The following is a 19770-nucleotide window of genomic DNA, read 5'->3' on the forward strand; positions in this document are numbered from 1 at the left end:
TTTCGTCTCGCCTCCCTCGATCGACGACCGAGGCGTGGCGTCCGCTGAGCGAGGAGCGAAGCGGCGGGAGGAAACGCCTCGACCACCGATAGGCTGGTCGGCTCCCCGACGGTGACCGAAGCGCGCGGAGCAGACAGGGAAGACCGTGGGGTACATCGACATCGCCGGCGTCTCGTACGCGCTGCCGGACGGCCGGCCGCTCCTCGACGAGGTGTCGTTCCGCGTGGGCGAGGGCTCGACGACGGCGCTCATCGGGCAGAACGGCGCGGGCAAGACCACTCTGCTGAGGATCATCCGCGGGGAGACTGCTGCGCACGGGGGCGTGGTGTCGATCGACGGCGGTCTGGGTGTGATGGACCAGTTCGTCGGGCACGGCGGGGCGGGGCAGACCGTGCACGACCTGCTGATCTCGGTCGCGCCCGACCGCGTGAGCCGGTCGGCGCGAGAGCTCGAGGACGCCGAAGCGGCGATCATCGAGCACGACGACCTCGACATCCAGATGCGCTATGCCGCCGCGCTCGCCGACTACGCCGAAGCAGGCGGCTACGAGTACGAGACGGTGTGGGACACGTGCACGATCGCCGCGCTCGGCATCCCCTTCTCGCGTGCGCGCTTCCGGGAACTGGCGACGCTGTCGGGAGGGGAGCAGAAGCGGCTCGCGCTGGAGGCGCTGCTGCGCGGTCCGGATCAGGTCCTCCTGCTGGACGAGCCCGACAACTACCTCGACGTGCCGGGCAAGCGGTGGCTCGAGGAGCGCCTCCGCGAGACCCCGAAGACGGTGCTGCTCGTGTCGCACGACCGTGAGCTGCTGGCGCGCGCAGCCGACCGCATCGTGACGCTCGAGGTCGGCGGCGCCGGGAGCACCGCGTGGGTGCACGGGGGCGGGTTCGGCACGTATCACCGGGCTCGCGACGACCGCATGGCACGGCTCGATGAGCTCCGGCGGCGCTGGGACGAGCAGCACGTCAAGCTCAAGGACCTCGTCGCGACGCTCAAGGTGAAGGCCGCGGCCAACGACGGCTTCGCCTCGCGCTACCGTGCCGCACAGACGCGGCTGCGCAAGTTCGAGGAGGCCGGTCCGCCGCAGGAGCGTCCCAAGGAGCAGGACCTCGACGTGCGTCTGCGGGGCGCCCGCACGGGCCGTCGTGCGGTCGTCGCCGAACGGCTGGAGCTCACGGGGCTCATGCGTCCCTTCGACCTCGAGGTGTGGTTCGGCGACCGCGTCGCCGTGCTCGGGTCGAACGGGTCGGGCAAGTCCCACTTCCTGCGCCTCCTCGCACGCGGCGGCACCGATCCCGACGGGCGCCTCGGACACCTCACGAGCACGGGCGCTTCCCTCGACCCGGTCGCGCACAACGGCCGGGCGATCCTCGGTGCGCGGGTGGTGCCGGGCTGGTTCGCGCAGACGCACCGGCACCCGGAGTTCACCGGCCGAACGCTGCTCGACATCCTGCACCGGGGAGAGGATGCCCGCGCCGGGCTGCCCCGCGATGCTGCGAGCTCGGCCCTGGACCGGTACGGACTGGTCGCGCAGGCCGAGCAGACGTTCGACGCGCTCTCGGGTGGCCAGCAGGCGCGGTTCCAGATCCTGCTGCTCGAGCTCTCCGGAGCAACGCTGCTGCTCCTCGACGAGCCGACCGACAACCTCGACCTCGTGTCGGCCGAGGCGCTCCAGGACGCCCTCGCCCGGTTCGAGGGGACCGTGCTCGCCGTCACGCATGACCGCTGGCTCGCGAGATCGTTCGACCGTTTCCTCGTCTTCGGCGCGGACGGCCAGGTCGTCGAATCGAGCGCCCCGGTGTGGGACGAGGGCCGGGTCGCGCGCGAGCGGTGACCGGCCTCGGGCGTTGAGCCAGCGCAGCGAGACGGAACGGCTCCGCGCCCGAGGTGGCGCGTTTCGCCTCGCTCGCTGTGCTCGCCCGCTCAACGACCGGGGCGGCGGCCGAGGCATCCGCTCCACGAACTTCGCAGAATGTGACGCTCGTCGCACCGGACACCGGAAGATTCTGCGAGATTCGCGCGATTCTGCGAAGTTCGGGCCGCCTGGCACCGCGGGACCCGGCGGATCCAGGCCGCGGGACCCCGGCGGGTAGGCTGGGAGACGTGAGCATGGACATCGAACTCGGCCGCGCGAAGCGCGCACGCCGCGCGTACACGTTCGACGACATCGCGGTCGTGCCCTCGCGGCGCACGCGCAACCCCGAGGACGTCTCGACGACGTGGACGATCGATGCGTTCAGCTTCGACATCCCCGTGATCGGCGCGCCGATGGACTCGGTGGTCAGCCCGCAGACGGCGATCATGCTCGGCCAGCTGGGCGGCCTCGGCGTTCTCGACCTCGAAGGCCTGTGGACCCGCTACGACGACCCGACGCCGCTCCTCGCCGAGATCGCCGGTCTCGAGAAGGCCGCCGCGACCCGTCGCATGCAGGAGCTCTACGCCGAGCCCATCAAGCCCGAACTCGTGCGCGACCGGCTCGCCGAGATCCGCGCGGCGGGCGTCACCGTCGCCGGCGCGCTCACCCCGCAGCGCACGCAGGAGCTCTACGAGACCGTCGTCGCGGCGGGCGTGGACCTGTTCGTCATCCGCGGCACCACCGTGTCGGCCGAGCACGTCTCGAGCGTCGACCAGCCGCTGAACCTCAAGAAGTTCATCTACGACCTCGACGTTCCCGTCATCGTCGGAGGCGCGGCGACCTACACGGCGGCCCTCCACCTCATGCGCACCGGTGCGGCCGGAGTGCTCGTCGGCTTCGGAGGCGGCGCGGCGTCCACCACCCGTGCGACCCTCGGCCTGCATGCGCCCATGGCGACGGCCGTCGCCGACGTCGCCGGCGCACGCCGCGACTACCTCGACGAGTCGGGCGGACGCTACGTGCACGTCATCGCCGACGGCGGTGTGGGCACCTCCGGCGACATCGTCAAGGCGCTCGCGATGGGTGCCGACGCGGTCATGCTCGGGGTGGCGCTGGCGCGGGCGACGGATGCCCCGGGCCAGGGCTTCCATTGGGGCCCCGAAGCCCACCACTCCAAGCTGCCGCGCGGGCGACGCGTGAAGGTCGATCAGGTGGCCTCGCTCGAGGAGATCCTCTACGGGCCCGCACCGGTCGCCGACGGCACCGCGAACCTCATCGGTGCGCTCCGAAAGTCGATGGCCACGACCGGTTACTCCGACCTCAAGGAGTTCCAGCGGGTCGAGGTCGTCGTCGCGCCCTACAGCGCGGGATGACCGACTCCGACGAGGAGCGCCCGCCGGTGAGCGAGCGAAGCGGGACGACACGTCCGCAGCCCGCGGGCGCTGAACCCGTCGAGGTCTTCCCCCCGACGCTGCGCGAGGTGATGCTGCGTCCGCAGTGGATCGGGATGCTGCTGCTGTGCCTCGTCGTCGCGGGCGTGTTCGCGTGGCTGGGGCAGTGGCAGCTGAGCCGTGCGATCGACACCGATCCGCCGCCTCCGGGCGCGACGGAGGAGGTGCGGCCGCTCGAGGACGTCGTGCAGCCGGGGGAGTACCTCTCCGGCCCGCTCGTCGGACAGCGCGTCACGGTCGAGGGCTTCTGGCTGCCCGGTGACTTCATCGTCGTGTCGTCGCGGTTCAACGACGACGTCGAGGGGTACTGGGTGACCGGGCAGCTCCGCGTCGCGGGAACGGACGAGCCCACCTCGGTCGCCGTGGCGCTCGGCTGGGCGGCCACGCTCGACGAGGCCGAATCCGCCGTCGAGGAGTACGACCGCCTCGCGGCGGCGCCGGTCAAGACGCCGACCGAGGTGACCGGCCGCCTCATCTCCGATGAGGGACCGGTGCCGCCGCCGCGCGGCGCCGACCCGCAGACCCTCACTCGCATGTCACCGGCCGCGCTGCTCGGCCAATGGCACGATGTCGCGGGGCTCAACGTCTACCGGCAGTACATCGCGTCGGAGGAGGCCCCGCCGCCTCTCACCGACATCTCGTCACCCGCGCCGGACGAGGCATCCGCCGTCAACTGGCTCAACATCTTCTACGCCGCCGAATGGGCCATCTTCGCCGGCTTCGCGTTCTACCTCTGGTACCGCCTCGCGCGCGATGCGTGGGAGAAGGAGGTCGAAGACCTCCAGGATGACGATGGCGATGTCGACGCTGAGACGGATGCCGCGGCATCCGGCCCGGAAATCACCCCGGAATCCCGCGGGTAGACTGGGGTCATGCCCCGCGCCCCGAAGCTCGCATCCTTCCCGGCGATCCGCGGAGCCCTGAAGTTCTACCAGGTCTGCTCGATCATCACGGGCATCGGTCTGCTGCTGCTCGTGGCCGAGATGATCCTGAAGTACACGCCCCTCCACGTCGAGCTCTTCCTCGGCGGCTCGGGCGGCTTCCTGTGGTTCGCGCCCGTGATCGCCGGCCCCACCTGCGAATGGTGGTCGCTGTTCGCTCCGATGACGAACGACTGCGAGATGACCTCGACGGGCGACGGGCTCAATCTGTCGCTGTTCATCCTGGTGGCGCACGGCTGGTTCTACGTCGTGTACCTGTTCTCGTGCTTCCGCGTGTGGAGCCTGATGCGCTGGCCGTTCGGCCGGTTCATCGTGCTGGCCCTCGGCGGCATCATTCCGCTCCTGTCGTTCTTCATGGAGGCCAAGGTCGGCCGCGAGGTCACCTCGTATCTCAAGAGCCGTGAAGACGCCGAGCTGCACTCGCAGGCCGCGCACTCGACCCTCACCCACGCGATCCCCACGGAGAACCAGCGTTGACCGAGCAGACCGAAACCTCCCAGCGTCCCGTCCTCGTCGTCGACTTCGGGGCGCAGTACGCCCAGCTGATCGCGCGGCGCGTGCGCGAGGCGGGCGTCTACAGCGAGATCGTCCCGCACACCGCGTCGGCGTCCGACATCGCGGCGAAGAACCCCGTCGGCATCATCCTGTCGGGCGGTCCGTCGTCGGTCTACGAAGAAGGCGCGCCGTCGCTCGATGAGGGCGTGTTCGACCTGGGGGTGCCGACGCTCGGCATCTGCTACGGCTTCCAGGTCATGGCGCAGGCGCTCGGTGGCGAAGTGGCCAACACCGGACTGCGCGAGTACGGCGCGACGGATGCCTCGGTGACCGGTGACGGCGGAGTGCTCCTCGGCGGCCAGCCCGTCGACCAGAACGTATGGATGAGCCACGGCGACCAGGTCTCACGCGCGCCCGAGGGCTTCGACGTGCTCGCCTCGACCTCGGCGACGCCGGTCGCCGCGTTCGGCAGCGACGAGAAGCGCTTCTACGGTGTGCAGTGGCACCCCGAGGTCAAGCACTCCGATCACGGCCAGCAGGTCATCGAGAACTTCCTCCACAAGGCGGCCGGACTTCCCGCCGACTGGAACAGCGGCAACGTCATCGCCGAGCAGGTCGAGCGCATCCGCGCCCAGATCGGCACCGGCCGCGTGATCTGCGGACTGTCGGGCGGCGTCGACTCGGCGGTTGCGGCGGCCCTCGTGCACAAGGCCGTCGGCGACCAGCTCGTGTGCATCTTCGTCGACCATGGTCTGCTCCGTAAGGGCGAGCGCGAGCAGGTCGAGCAGGACTACGTCGCCTCCACCGGGGTGCGGCTCGTCACGGTCGACGCGCGTGAGCGTTTCCTCACGGCGCTCGCGGGCGTGAGCGACCCCGAGCAGAAGCGCAAGATCATCGGCCGCGAGTTCATACGCACGTTCGAGGAGGCCGAGAAGGCGCTCATCGCCGAGGCCGCCGCCGACGGCGAGCCCATCCGCTACCTCGTGCAGGGGACGCTCTACCCCGACGTCGTGGAGTCGGGCGGCGGAACCGGCACCGCCAACATCAAGTCGCACCACAACGTGGGGGGTCTCCCCGAGGACCTGCAGTTCGAGCTCGTCGAACCGCTCCGCACGCTCTTCAAGGACGAGGTGCGCGCGATCGGGCGCGAACTCGGCCTTCCCGAGGTGATCGTCGGGCGACAGCCGTTTCCGGGCCCCGGCCTCGGCATCCGGATCGTCGGTGAGGTCACCGCTGACCGCCTCGAGATTCTGCGTGACGCCGACGCCATTGCGCGCGAGGAGCTGAGCCGCGCGGGACTCGACGGCGAGATCTGGCAGTGCCCCGTCGTGCTCCTCGCCGATGTGCGATCGGTGGGCGTGCAGGGCGACGGCCGCACGTACGGCCACCCCATCGTGCTGCGGCCCGTGTCGAGCGAGGACGCGATGACCGCCGACTGGACGCGCCTGCCCTATGACGTGCTCGCCCGCATCTCCAACCGCATCACCAACGAGGTGCGCGACGTGAACCGGGTCGTGCTCGATGTCACGTCGAAGCCGCCGGGCACCATCGAATGGGAGTGATCGTCGACGGATGCCTCGGGCCTTGGGCTCGGGGCATCCGGCGTTCCGGCGCGGGGTAGGTGTTGGACAGGTGAGAAGGAAAGCGGAGTGGGGGAGGATGAAGGAGTGACGACGTTCCCGGATGCCGAGTACCTGATCCTCTCGAGCAGGCTCATCCCCGATCACGACGGCGGATACGCGATGGCCATCCTTTCGCGTGCACGCCAGATGGCAGCAGCCGGGGTGCACGGCGGCCGCGGTCCGCTGATCCTCACGTTCGACCCTGGCTCCGCCGCCGACCACGCGCGGCACCGCAGGGCATTCGACGAGCGCGACCTGATCGTGGGCGTGGATCGCATGAGGAACCTGTTCGACGAGGCATCCGATCCCCGCGGCGGAGCCGCCGCCTGGCTGCGCGACGCGGCTGAGCCCGGCGACCCCGACCCGGCGCTCGAGTACCGCGTCGTCGCCGACGGCGAGGGGCGCCCGATGGTCGGGCTGCCGGTGATCCACGGCGACCCCGACTGGCACATCACCACCGCTCCGGTCGCGGTCTACGGGGCGGGCGGACGCGTCGCCGGGGTCGTGACCGGCTTCGGCGCGCTGTATCGCGCGTGGCTGGCGCACGTGGTCGACGGGCTGCGGGCCGCCGACGGCGGCAAGCCCGTCGTGGTCATCTGCGAGTCCCGCCAGCTCGGCGAGCTGATCGCCGGGTGGAGCGACCCGGGTGTGCGACTGATCCATTCGATCCACACCATCCATCTCGAGCCGCCTCACACGCCGGATGCTCCGCTGAACCCCCTCTGGACCCGCTGGTTCAGCCTGGCCGAGCGCTTCGACGCCGTGCTGTGGCTGAGTGAGGCGCAGCGATCGGACGTCATCGAACGGTTCGGCGACGAGGGCGTGCATCTCGTCATCCCGGCCGGCGTTCCGGCGGCGTCGAGCGTGGTGCCGGGGTCGGAGCGCGTCGCCGGCCGCGTGGTCATGCTCAACCGGCTCGCGCCGGGGAAGCGCGTCGATCATGCGATCCGGGCGTTCCGGGCCGTGCTCGAGTCGGTGCCCCACGCGACGCTCGACATCTACGGCGCGGGTGCCGAGCGCGACGCGCTGCAGCAGCTCATCGAGTCCGAGGGGCTCACGGCCCACGTCGCCCTGCGCGGGATCACCGATGATCCCGAGCGCGTGCTGGACGAGGCATCCGCCTTCCTCACCACCTCTGCGTACGAGGGGCAGGCGCTCGCGATCGTCGAGGCGATGGTGCGCGGGACTCCCGTCATCGCGTACGACGTGCCGTACGGTCCCCGCGATCACCTCGCCGGCGGCGGGGGAGTGCTCGTCCCCAACGGCGACGAGACCGCTCTGGCGGCGGCGATCGTGCGCGTGATCGCCGACCCCGAGGAGCACGCCCGTCTCTCGCGCGAGGCGGCGCAGATGGCCCGCCGGGTCGACCCGGATCGCGTCACGGCGGCGCTCGCACAGGCCGTGAACGACGTGCTCGCCGCCCCCTCCCGCCGGGCCTGAGCCGCCGCCGGGCCGCGTTTCGTCTCGGTCGCTTCGCTCCCTCGCTCAACGACCGGGGCGCCTCCGCGGTCGTCGGGCGAGTCGAGACGCGTCTCCGGTCGTCGGGCGAGTCGAGACGCGTCTCCGGTCGTTGAGCGAGCGCCAGAGTCGAAAGGCGTACGCACTCCGCCCACGGCGGAGCCGCCGTGGGCGGAAGCGGATGCCCCGACCCGCGGCCGCACGCAGGCTGGGGTCATGGCTGAAGAAGGCAAGATCCCGATGTTCGGGGCCGAGGCGCGACGCGAGCTGTTCCACCAGCGCGTGCTCGTGCTCGACGGCCCCCTCGACGACGACAACGGCACGCTGCTCGCGACGCAGCTGCTCGCGCTGGCAGCGGAGGACGAGGCATCCGACATCGCCCTGTGGATTCACTCGCCCGGGGGCTCGGTTCCCTCGATGCTGGCGATCCGCGACGTGATGCGGCTCATTCCCAACGACGTCGCGACCCTCGCGCTCGGCCTTGCGTGCAGCGCGGGGCAGTTCCTCCTCTCGGCGGGTGCGAAGGGAAAACGGCGGGCGCTGCCGCACGCGCGCATCCTCATGCACCAGGGGTCGGCCGGCATCGGAGGATCGGCGGTCGAGGTCGAGGTGCAGGCCGACGACCTGCGCCACATGCGCGACACCGTCCTCGGCCTCATCGCCGCCGACACCGGGCAGAGCATCGACCGGATCTTCGAGGACTCCCTGCACGACCGGTGGTACACCGCGGCCGAGGCGCTCGACTACGGCTTCATCGACGGCATCGTCGACGACTTCGCGCAGGTCGTGCCGCGCCGGCGGCGTCCCGCGGGTCTCGGGGTCGGGCCGGCGGAGGTGGCGGCATGAGCTCGTACACGATCCCGAACGTCGTCGCGCAGCACCCGCGCGGCGACCGCATCATGGACGTCTACTCGCACCTGCTCGCCGAGCGCGTCGTGTACCTCGGCACCGGCATCGACGCCGGCGTCGCGAATGCGCTCATCGCGCAGCTGCTGCACCTCGACGCGGAGAGTCCGGAGCGGGACATCCAGCTCTACATCAACTGCGAGGGCGGAGACCCGGCGGCGATGCTCGCCGTCTACGACACCATGCAGCACGTGAGACCGGATGTCGCGACCACCGTCGTCGGGCAGGCCATCGGCGTCGGCGCGGTGATGCTCGCGGCCGGCGCGGCCGGCAAGCGGGCCGTGCTGCCGCACGCGAGAGTCGTGCTGCATCAGCCGGCGGCGCAGGGGCGCGGGGCGATCCCCGACCTGATCCTGCAAGCCGACGAGCTCGTGCGCGTGCGCGGAGACGTCGAGGCGATCCTCGCCCGCCACACGGGCAAGGAGCCGGCGCAGCTGCGCGCCGACACCGACCGCGACCGGGTCTTCACCGCGACGGATGCCGTGGCGTACGGTCTCGCGGATCGCGTGCTCACCGAGCGCTGAGGCCCGCGGCCGGTGGTGGCGTTTCGTCTCGTCGCTTCGCTGCTCGCTCAACGATCGGGGGATGGGACGCTCCGGTCGTCGAGCGAGCGGAGCGAGTCGAAGCGCTCTCAGCGGGGGGACGCGCCGGCGCGAACGGCAGCGGCGACGTCGTCGGGCGATCCCTTCCAGGGCGCGCCGTGACCGGGCAGCACCCACACCGCGTCGACGCCGGCCAGACGGTCGAGCGACTGGAGCGCGTCCGCGGGCTCGTCGGTGAACGGCGCGGGCTGCATGCCGGCGCGTCCGGTGAGCACGTGACGGGTCGTGAGGGCGTCGCCCACGAAGACCGCCTCGGCGATCGGGACGTGCACCGCGATGCTCCCCGGCGAGTGGCCGGGGAGGCCAATGATGCGCGGCGACCCCGGCAGGTCGAGCACATCGCCGTCGGCGACCTCGACGACGTCCGTCAGGTACTCGGTGCGGTAGCTCTTCTTCCGGACCGCGTACGCCGCGAAGCCGACGGTCGAACCGAGGCGCATCGGCCCCAACGGCGTCTTGGGCTTCTCTCCGGTCTTGGCTCGTTGCGCGTCGGCGGCGTGGATGTAGACCGGAACGCCGCTCTCGCGTCGCAGTCGCTCGGCGAAGCCGATGTGGTCGCTGTCGCCGTGGGTGAGGATGAGTCCCTTGACGTCGTCGAGCGTTCGCCCGATCGCCGACAGTTCGGCGGTCAGGTCGTCCCAGTGGCCAGGCAGGCCGGCGTCGACGAGGGTGATGCCTTCGGGCGTCACGACGAGGTAGGCCGCGACGATGTCGTTTCCGATGCGGTGCAGGTGCGGTCCGAGTCGCATGAGATCCTCCAGATGATTGTGACGGCTATGGTACGTAGCTATGATAGCTTAAGTCAATAGCCATCAAGGAGGGCCGATGCCGACGCCAGATCGAACGTCACTCGCTGCCATCGTCGACGCGGGCCGTGACCTGCTCGAGCTCGGCGGTCCGGCGAAGGTCACCATGCAGGCCGTCGCAGACCGGGTCGGCGTGCGGGCCCCATCCCTCTACAAGCGGGTCAGAGACCGTGACGCCCTTCTTCAGCTCGTCGCCGAGGCCACCGTCGAGGATCTCGGCACGCGGCTGGCGGCATCCGGTGGAACGCTCCCCGGCCTCGCGCGTGCGTATCGTGCCTTCGCCCACGCACGTCCCGAGGGGTTCCGGCTCATGTACTCCGTTGCGGGGAGCGCCGACGCGCTGGCCCGCGCGAGCGAACCGGTGCTGCGCGCCGCGCGCGAGGCGGTCGGCGACGAGGAGGCTCTCGACGAGGCGCGGCTGCTCACCGCGTGGGCGACCGGCTTCGTGAACATGGAGCTGGCCGGCGCCTTCCGCCTCGGCGGAGACGTCGATGAGGCCTTCGAGTACGGCCTCTCGCGCCTCGCCGCACGTCAGCCGGCCGCTTCGCTCCCGGGCCACACCTTTCCGGCCCACGGGTCGTAGTCGGCGATCAGCTCCTCCTGCGGTGGGCGCTGGCCTTCGGGCACATGCTGCAGATTCACCCGCACGCGGTACCAGAGCGAGCTCGACCCCCGCATGCCGTCGACGAGCACGTCGGCCGGGTGCAGCAGCGACACCGCGGACGGATGCCTCGCCTTCCACTCCTCGAGCGCTTCGAGCGCCTCGGGCTTGGTCTTGGTGCGGGCGATCTCGATGAGCGGCATGGTCGACTGTCGTCGTCCATCGGGCCCGCCCGCGCGCGGCGGCTTCTCTGCCGGACCGAGTTCGTCTGCCAGCGCGAGCAGCCCGTCGAGTGTGCCGACCGCCTCGTCGATCCCGCGGTGCGGGTCGCCGATCGCAGCGAAGCGCTCGAGCACGGTCGCGACCGTGAACTCCTCGGGACGACGCACCGCCACCTCGTCCCACTCCATCGGGGTCGACACGCGCGCATCCCGGAGGGGACGGATCGAGTACGCGGATGCCACGGTGCGGTCCTTGGCGTTCTGGTTGAAGTCGACGAACACGCTCTCGCCGCGCTCCTCCTTCCACCACCGCGCCGTCGCGAGCCCGGGCGCCCGGTTCTCGACCTCGCGCGCCAGCGTCTCCGCGGCGAGGCGGACCTGCTTGTAGTCCCAGTGCGGTGCGATGCGCACGAGGATGTGGAGGCCGCGCGACCCGCTCGTCTTCGGCCAGCCGACGAGACCGACGTCGTCGAGCACCTCCCGCGCGACCATCGCGACGTCGACGATCTGCGACCAGTCGACGCCCGGCATGGGGTCGAGATCGATGCGCAGCTCGTCGGGGTGGTCGAGGTCTTCGGCGCGCACGGGATGAGGGTTGAGGTCGAGGCATCCGAGATTCACGACCCAGGCCAAGCCCGCGGCATCCCGGATCACCGCCTCTTCGGCGGACGTGCCGCGCGCATAGTGCAGGGTCGCGGTGTCGACGAACGCGGGGTGGTTCTCGGGCACCCGCTTCTGGAAGAACGCCTCTTGGTCGATGCCCTTCACGAAGCGCTTGAGCACCATCGGACGCCCGCCCGCTCCGCGCAGGGCGCCCTCGGCGACGGCGAGGTAGTAGTTCACCACGTCGAGCTTGGTGAGGCCGGGCTCGGGGAAGACGATCTTGTCGGGACTCGAGACGCGCACCTCGTGGCCGTCGACGTCGAGGAACTCCTCTTTGCGGGCTGGGCTCACGCGCCCACGCTATCGACGGCCGCCGACGTCGGCCAGGGGTTGCGCGGCGGACAGGATCAGGCGGCGAGCGAGTAGGCCGCGCGCACACCGACGACGGCGCGGGATGCCGCGTGCTCGCGCAGCTCGTCGGCCACAGCCGCAGTCAGCTCGACGAGCGTGACCTCGAGGGCGCCGGCGACGGCGGCGATCATCTCGCTCGAGGGTTCCTTGAGTCCGCGTTCGATCTCGGACAGGTACTGCGGAGAGACGCCGGCACGCTCGGCGGTGTCGGCGAGGCGCTCGCCGCGATGGTGGCGGATCCGGCGCAGCTGATCGCCGAGGGCATCCCGCCACAACGGCTCGGGCTCGCGCGGCGAGCGCGGTGCGGGCTTCGTCGGCAGCGGGATGATCTCAGCCATGCGGTCACGATAAATCGCCTCGCTCCCCGTGCGCGAGCCGTTCCGCCCACAGCAGAACGACGCCAGAATCGGATGCCGCGCCCGCCGCGCCGACAGTGCGCGCCCCGCCCGGCGTGTCGGGCAGGATCTCCGATGGTGTGCAGGCGCGGGGGCAAAGAAGAGGCCGCCCGGACGAACCGGACGGCCTCTTGAGTCTCTGCGACTTCTAGTTCGAGCCTCGCACGATCGCGATCATGCGCAGGATCTCGACGTACAGCCACACGACGGTCACCATGATGCCGAAGGCGCCAACCCACGCCAGCTGGCGGGGAGCGCCGTTGCGCACACCCTGCTGGATCGAGTCGAAGTCGAGCACCAGCGAGTAGGCGGCCATGATCACGACGAGGACGCCGATGATGAGGCCGAGCGGGATGCCCATGAACTTCTGGCTCAGCAGACCGAAGCCGTCGATCGGGGTGAAGATCATCAGCATGACGTTGATCAGCGAGAACACGAGGTAGCCGACCATCGCTATGAGGAAGATCTTCGTGGCCCGCTTCGAGGCGCGGATCTTGCCGCTCGCGAAGAGGGCGAGCGTCACGCCGACCACCGAGAAGGTGGCGAGCGTCGCCTGAAGGACGATGCCCGGCCACTGCACCTCGAAGAACGCCGAGATGCCGCCGACGAACAGACCCTCGAACGCCGCGTAGGCGAAGATCAGGCCGGGCCGGACCTTCTTGCGCGAGGTGAAGATGACGACCAGCGCGAGGATGAGCCCGCCGAGCGCGCCGATCGCCCACGGGAGGATCGACAGCTGGTTGGGCTGCGTGGCGTCGAGGCCGCCGAGGGTCCAGACCCAGCCGATGGCCGCGGTCGCGAGCAGGATCGCGAAGAGTCCGACGGTCTTCCAGACGGTGTCTTCGACCGTCATGCGGTCGGTCTCGATGGCGCCGGCGGAAGGGGCGGCGTACATCCCCTCGAGCTGCGCCTGGGATGCGGCATCCACTCCGGCGTGCTGGGCCGAGGCGGTCTGCGTCTGCGCGGGCGGCGGGGTCAGGCCGGGGCGCCCGGGGTAGGTGCGAGCGGCCTTCGAATCCTGGAAGGCCGGATTGTTGAACGCGGGGTTGTCGAGGGCCACTGCTCTCACACTCCAAGTCAAGGTTGCACAGCACGGTGCTGTAGATCAACGATATCCGGTCCGGTGCGAAGCCGGGGATTTCCGGGCTGTGAGGAGGCTTCGAGCGCGCCGGAAGTCGAATGAACGACGTGAGGCGTTTCGTCTCGCTGCGCTCGCTCAACGACCGGGGGGCGCGCCAAGTAGCGTGGACCCATGCCGCGCCGGACTCCGCTCGTGATCGGTCATCGCGGTGCGCCGGGGTACCGGCCCGAGCACTCGCGCTCGTCGTACGACCTTGCGCTCGAGTTCGGGGTGGATGCGGTGGAGCCCGACATCGTCGTCTCGTCCGACGGGGTTCTCGTCGTGCGCCATGAGAACGAGATCTCGGGCACGACCGATGTGGCCGACCGGCTCGAGTACAAGAGCCGGCGCGCCACCAAGACCGTCGACGGCGCCGAGCTGACCGGCTGGTTCACCGAGGACTTCACGTGGGACGAGCTGTCGACCCTTCGATGCCGCGAGCGGCTGCCGAAACTGCGGGCGTCGAGCGCGAGCTTCGACGACCAGCAGCCGGTGCTCCGGCTGCGCGACGTGCTCGACCTCGTGCGTCTGGCAGCACTCGACCAGGGGCGCGAGATCGGCGTCGTGCTCGAGATCAAGCACGCCACCTACTTCGCCTCGGTCGGATGGGACATCGCCGAGCTGATCGAGGCCGAGCTGCGCGAGGCCGGCTGGGCGGACGGGCAGCTGCCGCTCATCATCGAGTCGTTCGAGTCGACCGTCCTGTTCCGGCTTCAGGAACGAGGCATCCGGGCGTCGTACATCTACCTGCTCGAGGCGGCAGGCCGGCCGTTCGACCTGCTCTCCCAGCACGGCAAGGCGGCGCTGACCTACAGGCAGACCGCGGCGCCGGCGGGACTCGACGGCCTCGCCGGACGGGTCGACGGCATCAGCGTCGACAAACGCATGATCCTCGCGCCCGACAAGCTGGGACGGCTGGGAAGCTCGAGTGTCGTGGCCGATGCCCACGAGCGCGGCCTGCGCGTCTTCACCTGGACGTGTCGCCCCGAGAACAGCTTCCTCATCGGGCAGTTCCGCGGTCGCGGCGGCCCGGCGGCGTTCGGTGACTGGCAGGGCGAGTGGGCGGCGATCCGGGATGCCGGAGTCGACGGCGTCTTCGTCGACCACCCCGACCTCGGCGTGGCGTTCTTCGGTTCCTGAACTGGGAGAGCGCTCCCCGGTTAGGGTGAGGGCGTGACCTCCCCTGGCATCGTCGTCGAAGGAGTCCGTCGCGCATTCGGTGAGATCCAGGCGGTTCGGAGTGTGACGCTGCACGCGCACGCCGGCCGTGTGACGGGTCTCGTCGGGCCGAACGGCTCGGGCAAGACGACCCTTCTGCTCATGCTCGCCTCGCTCCTCGCGCCGGACGCCGGGTCGATCCGCATCGACGGCGTCGACCCGGTCGCCGATCCGCATGCCGCGCGTGCGCTCATCGGCTGGATGCCCGACGCACTCGGTGCGTGGGGGTCGCTGACCTCGCGCGAGACTCTCGTCATCACCGGGCGGCTCTACGGGCTGTCGAAGCCCGACGCCGCCGTGCGGGCTGAGGCGCTCCTCGCCGAAGTCGGGCTCACCCCGCTGGCCGACTCGGCCGCGAAGGTGCTCTCGCGTGGACAGAAGCAGCGCCTCGGCCTCGCCCGCGCGCTCATGCACGACCCGCGGGTGCTGCTCCTCGACGAGCCTGCGTCGGGACTCGACCCGCAGGCGCGCATCGACCTGCGGGTGCTCCTGCGCCGTCTTGCCGCCGAGGGACGCACGATCCTGGTGTCCAGCCACATCCTGAGCGAGCTCGAAGAAGTCGTCGACGACGCGGTCTTCCTGCTCGAGGGCGCGACCGTCGACAGCCGTCGCGTCGAAGCGGCCGCGCGCCGCGCGCGGCCCTGGCGGGTGCGGGTGGCGGGGGCCGAGGCATCCGTCGCCGCCGCACGAGTCGCGGAAGTGCTGGGACTCGACCCGTCCGCCGTCGGCACCGACCGGCGCGATGTCGTGGTGGAGTTCGAGTCCGACGAGGCCGCCGCTGCGGCGCTGCGCTCGCTCGTCGCCGCCGACGTCGCGGTGGCCGAGTTCGCCGCCGCGCAGGGAAGTCTCGAGCACACCTTCCTCGACCTCGGCAGGGGAGTGCCTCCCGCCGAGCCGGGTGATCCCGGGGCTCCGCATCCCGCCCCGGCCGCGGCGGTCCCGCCGGCGCCGGCAGCCGACCCCGGGCCGCCCGTCGCCCCGCCGACACCACCCGCAACGACGACCGACGAGGAGGGCACCGCGTGAACGCGCAGCGGCTGGGCACCATCGTCCGTCTCGAACTGATGCAGCGCACGCGCAGCGTCGCCTGGTACGTCCTGCTCGGAGTCTTCGCGTCGCTGCTGCTGCTGGTCACGGGGCTGTCGTTCCTGGCCTTCCGCTGGGCGGGCGACGCGAACGGCGCGGCGATCTACTCGACCATCGTGTACATCACGCTGCTGCTGGTCGTGCTGGTCTCGCCGACGCTGAGCGGCAACTCGATCAACGGGGATCGGGATGCCGCGACCCTGGCCCCCGTGCAGGTGACGCTCGCCACGACCCTCGAGATCATCCTCGGCAAGTTCCTCGCCGCGTGGATCACCGGTCTCGCCTTCGTGGTCGTCGCGGTGCCGTTCCTTGCGATCGCCACGCTGGCCGGACAGGCGGATGTCGCCACCATCGTCGTCTCACTGCTCGTCCTGATCGTCGAGGTGGCCGTCATCGCTGCGATCGGCGTCGCGCTCAGCGGCATCCTTGCTCGACCTCTCTTCTCGGTCGCGACCACGTACCTCGTCGTCGCGGCGCTCGTCGTCGGCACCGTGATCGCGTTCGGTCTGATCGGGGCGACGATGCGCACCGAGCAGACGGTCAGCTCGCGTTCGATCGACTGGTCGCAGTACGGGGATGACGAGTTCCCGTGCATGCCGGGCGAGGAGCCGTCGGAGGAGTATCCGTGCGTCGACGACGTCACGCCGGAGTGCGGTGAGTGGGAGACGTACACGACCGAGACCGTTCGCTTCGACGCGGTGTGGTGGATCCTCGCCGCGAACCCCTTCGTGATCCTCGCCGACGCGACTCCCTCGAGCTTCGATTCGAACGGGTACCCCGTCGACATGTTCGGGCAGATCAAGTCCGGGGTGCGTTCGGCGCAGCAGCCGCCGCCGTCGGAGGTGGTCTACGACGAGTGCAGTCCGTCGTTCACTGACGACCAGCGCACCCCCGAAGAGGTCGTCGAGGAGTCGACGCCGAGCTGGTTCGTGGGTCTGGGCCTGCAGATCCTGCTCGCGGCCGGGCTGCTGTGGTGGGCCTGGGCGCGCACGAACACGCCCGCGCGCAAGCTTCCGCCGGGGACCCGCATCGCATGACGCGACGAATCCAGGTAGTGCAACTTGAGGGTTGCACTACCTGGACTCGCGTGGCACTCTGAAGTGAGTGCAACCGCAGGGTTGCATTAATCTCAGAGAGGAACGATCATTGTGAGCATGACAGTCAACCCGTCGTCGGTCGTCGACGACGCCGCGTTCACGGTGCGACGCACCATCCGCATCGCCGCGCCCGTCGAGAAGGTCTGGGCGGCGGTGACCGAACCCGAGCACATCTCGCGCTGGTTCGGCCGCGCGCGGTTCGAGGCGGTCGCCGCCGGCGCGAGCGGCACCCTCACCTGGCCCGACCGCGACCCGATCCCGGTGCGGATCGAGGCGCTCGAGGCGCCCCGGCTCGTGTCCTACCGGTGGGGGAACGACGACGCCAGCGGCGTCGTGCCCGATGTACTCGACGACGCGCACTCGACGGTCTTCACCTTCACGCTCGTGGAGGTCGACGGCGGCACCGAACTCACGGTCGTCGAGACCGGCTTCGAGAACACCTCCGATCCAGTGGCCAACCTCGTCGACCACCGCGACGGCTGGAACGGCGAGCTCGACAAGCTCGTCGCCCTCCTCGAAAGCGGCTCGTGACGACAGAGACGCTGGTTCCGGTGTTCGCCGCACTCGGAGACGAGACCCGGTGGAGCATCCTGGTGGCCCTCGGCGAGGGCGACGCTTCGGCGTCCGCTCTCGCCGGGCGGCTCCCGGTCACCCGCCAGGCCATCGCCAAGCACCTCGCCGTGCTGCAGGAGGTCGGCCTGGTCGAGCCCGTGCGGGCCGGGCGGGAGGTGCGCTACCGCATCGTCGGCTCGCAGCTGAGCGCGACCGCGCGCCGCCTCGACGCCATCGGCGCCGAATGGGAGCGCCGGCTGGCCGCCATCAAGGAGATCGCCGAGGGGCTGTGATCCTTCCCGCGCCTCGGTGGGCTGTCAAGACCCTCCGAGGCGCCGTGGCGCGTTCGTAGCGTGGAGCTATGACCCAGCTCAACGGAAAGCGCGTCGCCTTCGTCGCGACCGACGGATTCGAGGACAGCGAGCTCACCTCACCATGGCAGGCGGTGACGGATGCCGGTGCTCATGCCGTTCTCGTCGCACCCGAGACCGGCTCGATCGAGGGCAAGAACGGCCACACGCAGCGCGTGGATGCCGTGACGACGGAGGTCGAGGCATCCGAATTCGACGCTCTCGTGCTGCCCGGCGGTGTCGTCAATGCCGACCACCTGCGCATGGACGAGGGTGCCGTCGCCTTCACTCGCGCGTTCTTCGCGCAGCACAAGCCCGTCGCGGCGATCTGCCACGCGGCGTGGACGCTCATCGAGGCGGATGTCGTCGGAGGGCGGACGCTCACGAGTTATCCGAGCCTCAAGACCGATCTGCGCAATGCCGGTGCGACGTGGGTCGATGAGGAGGTCGTCGTCGACGAGGGCCTGGTCACCAGCCGGACCCCCGAGGACCTGCCCGCTTTCAACGCGAAGCTCGTCGAGGAGATCGCCGAGGGCAGGCACTCGGCCCAGACGGCCTGAAGCGCATTCGCACACGACCGAAGGAACCCCATGTCGAACCTCAATCCCGCTGATGAGATCCCCCCGGCCCCCGACGGACAGGTCGGCGTGCAGCCGCTGCGCGACGGCGACACGTCGATCGAGACCGACCCCACCGTGGACCCGGCCCAGGCCGACTGGGATCGCACGACCGCGCTGGACGAGGGCGCCGATCTGGCCGACCTGGCCGAGCCGACGGCCACCGGCGACGACCCGGCGCAGCTTCCGGACGACCTGGACGAGGTGCCCGCCACCGATCTCCCGTCGAGCGTGTTCCAGCCCGAAACGCAGGGCCTGGACCCCAACGAGGCCGAGCTGGGTGACGAGGGGCAGGGCGACCTCGCTCCGGAAGACCTCTGACGACACGCTGATCGGCTGGGTGACCGAGGGTTTGCGAGCCGATTCTCCGAATGTCAAGGGGCATGCGCGACGTGGAGAAGCGGGCGCAATCTGGTCGACGGAGGAGGGAACCGTGCTCGAGCTTGTCTGCCGAGTAGCCCACCGGGGGGTGGGTTGCCGGTGCTCGCGCGGTCTTCTTCGCGCGGCTGAGGCGCTTGGCGCTCGCCGCGCCGGACGTGGGCTGTGCGCCGCTGGGTGAGCGCCGGCCCGCGTCCGACCGGGGGCCGGCCGAAGACCCGCTGCAGGAGCGAGTCATGACGACGCGGCTGCTCCTCATCTCCGACACTCACATTCCCGGACGAGCGCGGCACCTGCCCGATGTGGTGATTCGTGAAGCGGATGCCGCAGACCTCGTGATCCACGCGGGGGACTGGGTCTCGGAGTCCGTCCTCGACGAGCTCGAGCGGCATGCGGACGTCCTGGGCGTGTGGGGGAACAACGACGGCGCGGATCTACGGGGTCGACTTCCCGAAGTCGCACGCCGCACGATCGAAGGCGTGCGCTTCGGGGTCGTGCACGAGACGGGCGCCGCGGCACGCCGCGAGACGCGGATGGATGCCGAGTACCCTGACGTCGACGTGCTCGTGTTCGGCCACAGTCACATCCCGTGGGACACCGTAACGGCACGGGGCATGCGGCTATTGAACCCGGGGTCGCCAACCGATCGCCGGAGGCAGCCGGAGTGCACGTCGATGACCGCGGTCGTGGACGACGGGCAGCTCGGGGACGTGCGGCTGGTGCCGGTGCCGCGGGCGTGAACGACAGCGCTCCAACCTACGGGCGCAAGGCTACTCCTCGCCGGGTCGTCCGGATTTTCCTACGCTCGAGTCGCCAGTGAACCTGGTGCGTAGTCGGGTGCCGCCACTCGTGGATCCGGTATTCGACGCCGGGTAGCAGAACGATCGGAATCGGGTCGGGCGATGCCGGCGCCACGGCACCCACAACGACCTTCGCGTCGGTCGGAATGAACGGAGACTTGGCCGGCACTCCGAGGCCACTAGCC

The 19770-nt window shown here is 70.4% G+C and carries 21 protein-coding genes; 17 read left to right on the forward strand and 4 right to left on the reverse strand.

Annotated elements, in window-relative coordinates:
* The first annotated feature begins 145 nt into the window (after positions 1-145).
* From HF323_RS01530 to HF323_RS01565, 8 genes are all read left to right on the forward strand, one after another.
* Positions 146-1834 (forward strand): ATP-binding cassette domain-containing protein, encoded by a 1689-nt coding sequence (locus HF323_RS01530; protein ID WP_169580803.1) that lies wholly within the window; start codon positions 146-148, stop codon positions 1832-1834.
* A 275-nt stretch (positions 1835-2109) separates the two neighbouring features.
* On the forward strand, positions 2110-3228 hold the full coding sequence (locus HF323_RS01535; RefSeq protein ID WP_169581323.1) for a GuaB3 family IMP dehydrogenase-related protein: 1119 nt from the start codon (positions 2110-2112) through the stop codon (positions 3226-3228).
* Between the two features lie 110 nt (positions 3229-3338).
* The gene (locus HF323_RS01540; RefSeq protein WP_169581324.1) at positions 3339-4169 is read left to right on the forward strand and encodes an SURF1 family protein; all 831 of its coding nucleotides are present in this window, start codon (positions 3339-3341) and stop codon (positions 4167-4169) included.
* Between the two features lie 9 nt (positions 4170-4178).
* Complete coding sequence (locus tag HF323_RS01545) at positions 4179-4724, forward strand: DUF3817 domain-containing protein (protein WP_169580804.1); 546 nt, start codon at positions 4179-4181, stop codon at positions 4722-4724.
* Positions 4721-6304 carry a glutamine-hydrolyzing GMP synthase gene (guaA, locus tag HF323_RS01550; protein ID WP_169580805.1) on the forward strand — a complete coding sequence of 528 codons (1584 nt, stop codon included), beginning with the start codon at positions 4721-4723 and terminating at the stop codon, positions 6302-6304. Before HF323_RS01545 ends, guaA begins: the two co-directional genes overlap by 4 nt.
* A gap of 105 nt (positions 6305-6409) precedes the next feature.
* A complete protein-coding gene (locus HF323_RS01555; protein WP_169580806.1) occupies positions 6410-7804 on the forward strand; it encodes a glycosyltransferase in 1395 nt (464 codons plus the stop codon).
* 234 nt (positions 7805-8038) lie between these two features.
* Entirely contained in the window at positions 8039-8668 is a 630-nt protein-coding gene (locus HF323_RS01560; protein WP_169580807.1) for an ATP-dependent Clp protease proteolytic subunit, read from the forward strand.
* Positions 8665-9252 (forward strand): ATP-dependent Clp protease proteolytic subunit, encoded by a 588-nt coding sequence (locus tag HF323_RS01565; protein WP_169580808.1) that lies wholly within the window; start codon positions 8665-8667, stop codon positions 9250-9252. The genes HF323_RS01560 and HF323_RS01565 overlap by 4 nt, the downstream gene beginning before the upstream one ends.
* A 107-nt stretch (positions 9253-9359) precedes the next feature.
* Here the strand turns inward: HF323_RS01565 and HF323_RS01570 are convergent, their stop codons facing one another.
* Positions 9360-10079, reverse strand: a complete 720-nt coding sequence (locus HF323_RS01570) for an MBL fold metallo-hydrolase (protein ID WP_169580809.1) — start codon at positions 10077-10079, stop codon at positions 9360-9362.
* A gap of 76 nt (positions 10080-10155) precedes the next feature.
* Here HF323_RS01570 and HF323_RS01575 point away from each other — a divergent pair, with 76 nt between their 5' ends.
* Entirely contained in the window at positions 10156-10719 is a 564-nt protein-coding gene (locus HF323_RS01575) for a TetR/AcrR family transcriptional regulator (RefSeq protein ID WP_169580810.1), read from the forward strand.
* On the opposite strand, the gene ligD is transcribed toward HF323_RS01575, so the two are convergent.
* The 3 genes from ligD to HF323_RS01590 form a co-directional block, all read right to left on the reverse strand.
* On the reverse strand, positions 10668-11912 hold the full coding sequence (ligD, locus tag HF323_RS01580) for a non-homologous end-joining DNA ligase (RefSeq protein WP_169580811.1): 1245 nt from the start codon (positions 11910-11912) through the stop codon (positions 10668-10670). The genes HF323_RS01575 and ligD overlap by 52 nt on opposite strands.
* A gap of 56 nt (positions 11913-11968) precedes the next feature.
* Positions 11969-12310 carry a helix-turn-helix transcriptional regulator gene (locus HF323_RS01585; protein ID WP_169580812.1) on the reverse strand — a complete coding sequence of 114 codons (342 nt, stop codon included), beginning with the start codon at positions 12308-12310 and terminating at the stop codon, positions 11969-11971.
* A 205-nt stretch (positions 12311-12515) separates the two neighbouring features.
* Positions 12516-13427 carry a Bax inhibitor-1/YccA family protein gene (locus tag HF323_RS01590; protein ID WP_169581325.1) on the reverse strand — a complete coding sequence of 304 codons (912 nt, stop codon included), beginning with the start codon at positions 13425-13427 and terminating at the stop codon, positions 12516-12518.
* Between the two features lie 192 nt (positions 13428-13619).
* On the opposite strand from HF323_RS01590, the gene HF323_RS01595 reads away from it, so the two are divergent.
* The 8 genes from HF323_RS01595 to HF323_RS01630 all read left to right on the forward strand — a co-directional run bounded on the left by HF323_RS01595 (position 13620) and on the right by HF323_RS01630 (position 19525).
* On the forward strand, positions 13620-14627 hold the full coding sequence (locus HF323_RS01595; protein ID WP_169580813.1) for a glycerophosphodiester phosphodiesterase family protein: 1008 nt from the start codon (positions 13620-13622) through the stop codon (positions 14625-14627).
* 33 nt (positions 14628-14660) lie between these two features.
* The gene (locus HF323_RS01600; RefSeq protein WP_169580814.1) at positions 14661-15731 is read left to right on the forward strand and encodes an ABC transporter ATP-binding protein; all 1071 of its coding nucleotides are present in this window, start codon (positions 14661-14663) and stop codon (positions 15729-15731) included.
* The gene (locus HF323_RS01605; RefSeq protein ID WP_169580815.1) at positions 15728-16828 is read left to right on the forward strand and encodes an ABC transporter permease; all 1101 of its coding nucleotides are present in this window, start codon (positions 15728-15730) and stop codon (positions 16826-16828) included. The genes HF323_RS01600 and HF323_RS01605 overlap by 4 nt, the downstream gene beginning before the upstream one ends.
* A 117-nt stretch (positions 16829-16945) precedes the next feature.
* Positions 16946-17419: an SRPBCC domain-containing protein gene (locus HF323_RS01610; protein ID WP_169580816.1), complete on the forward strand. Its 474-nt coding sequence runs from the start codon at positions 16946-16948 to the stop codon at positions 17417-17419.
* Positions 17416-17733, forward strand: a complete 318-nt coding sequence (locus tag HF323_RS01615) for a metalloregulator ArsR/SmtB family transcription factor (protein WP_169580817.1) — start codon at positions 17416-17418, stop codon at positions 17731-17733. Before HF323_RS01610 ends, HF323_RS01615 begins: the two co-directional genes overlap by 4 nt.
* A 68-nt stretch (positions 17734-17801) precedes the next feature.
* Positions 17802-18350 (forward strand): type 1 glutamine amidotransferase domain-containing protein, encoded by a 549-nt coding sequence (locus tag HF323_RS01620; RefSeq protein WP_169580818.1) that lies wholly within the window; start codon positions 17802-17804, stop codon positions 18348-18350.
* 30 nt (positions 18351-18380) lie between these two features.
* Positions 18381-18728 (forward strand): sugar ABC transporter ATPase, encoded by a 348-nt coding sequence (locus HF323_RS01625; RefSeq protein ID WP_169580819.1) that lies wholly within the window; start codon positions 18381-18383, stop codon positions 18726-18728.
* A gap of 293 nt (positions 18729-19021) precedes the next feature.
* Entirely contained in the window at positions 19022-19525 is a 504-nt protein-coding gene (locus HF323_RS01630; RefSeq protein ID WP_169580820.1) for a metallophosphoesterase, read from the forward strand.
* Positions 19526-19770 lie beyond the last annotated feature (245 nt).

Source organism: Microbacterium sp. MF43, from assembly GCF_012847295.1.
GTDB lineage: Bacteria > Actinomycetota > Actinomycetes > Actinomycetales > Microbacteriaceae > Microbacterium.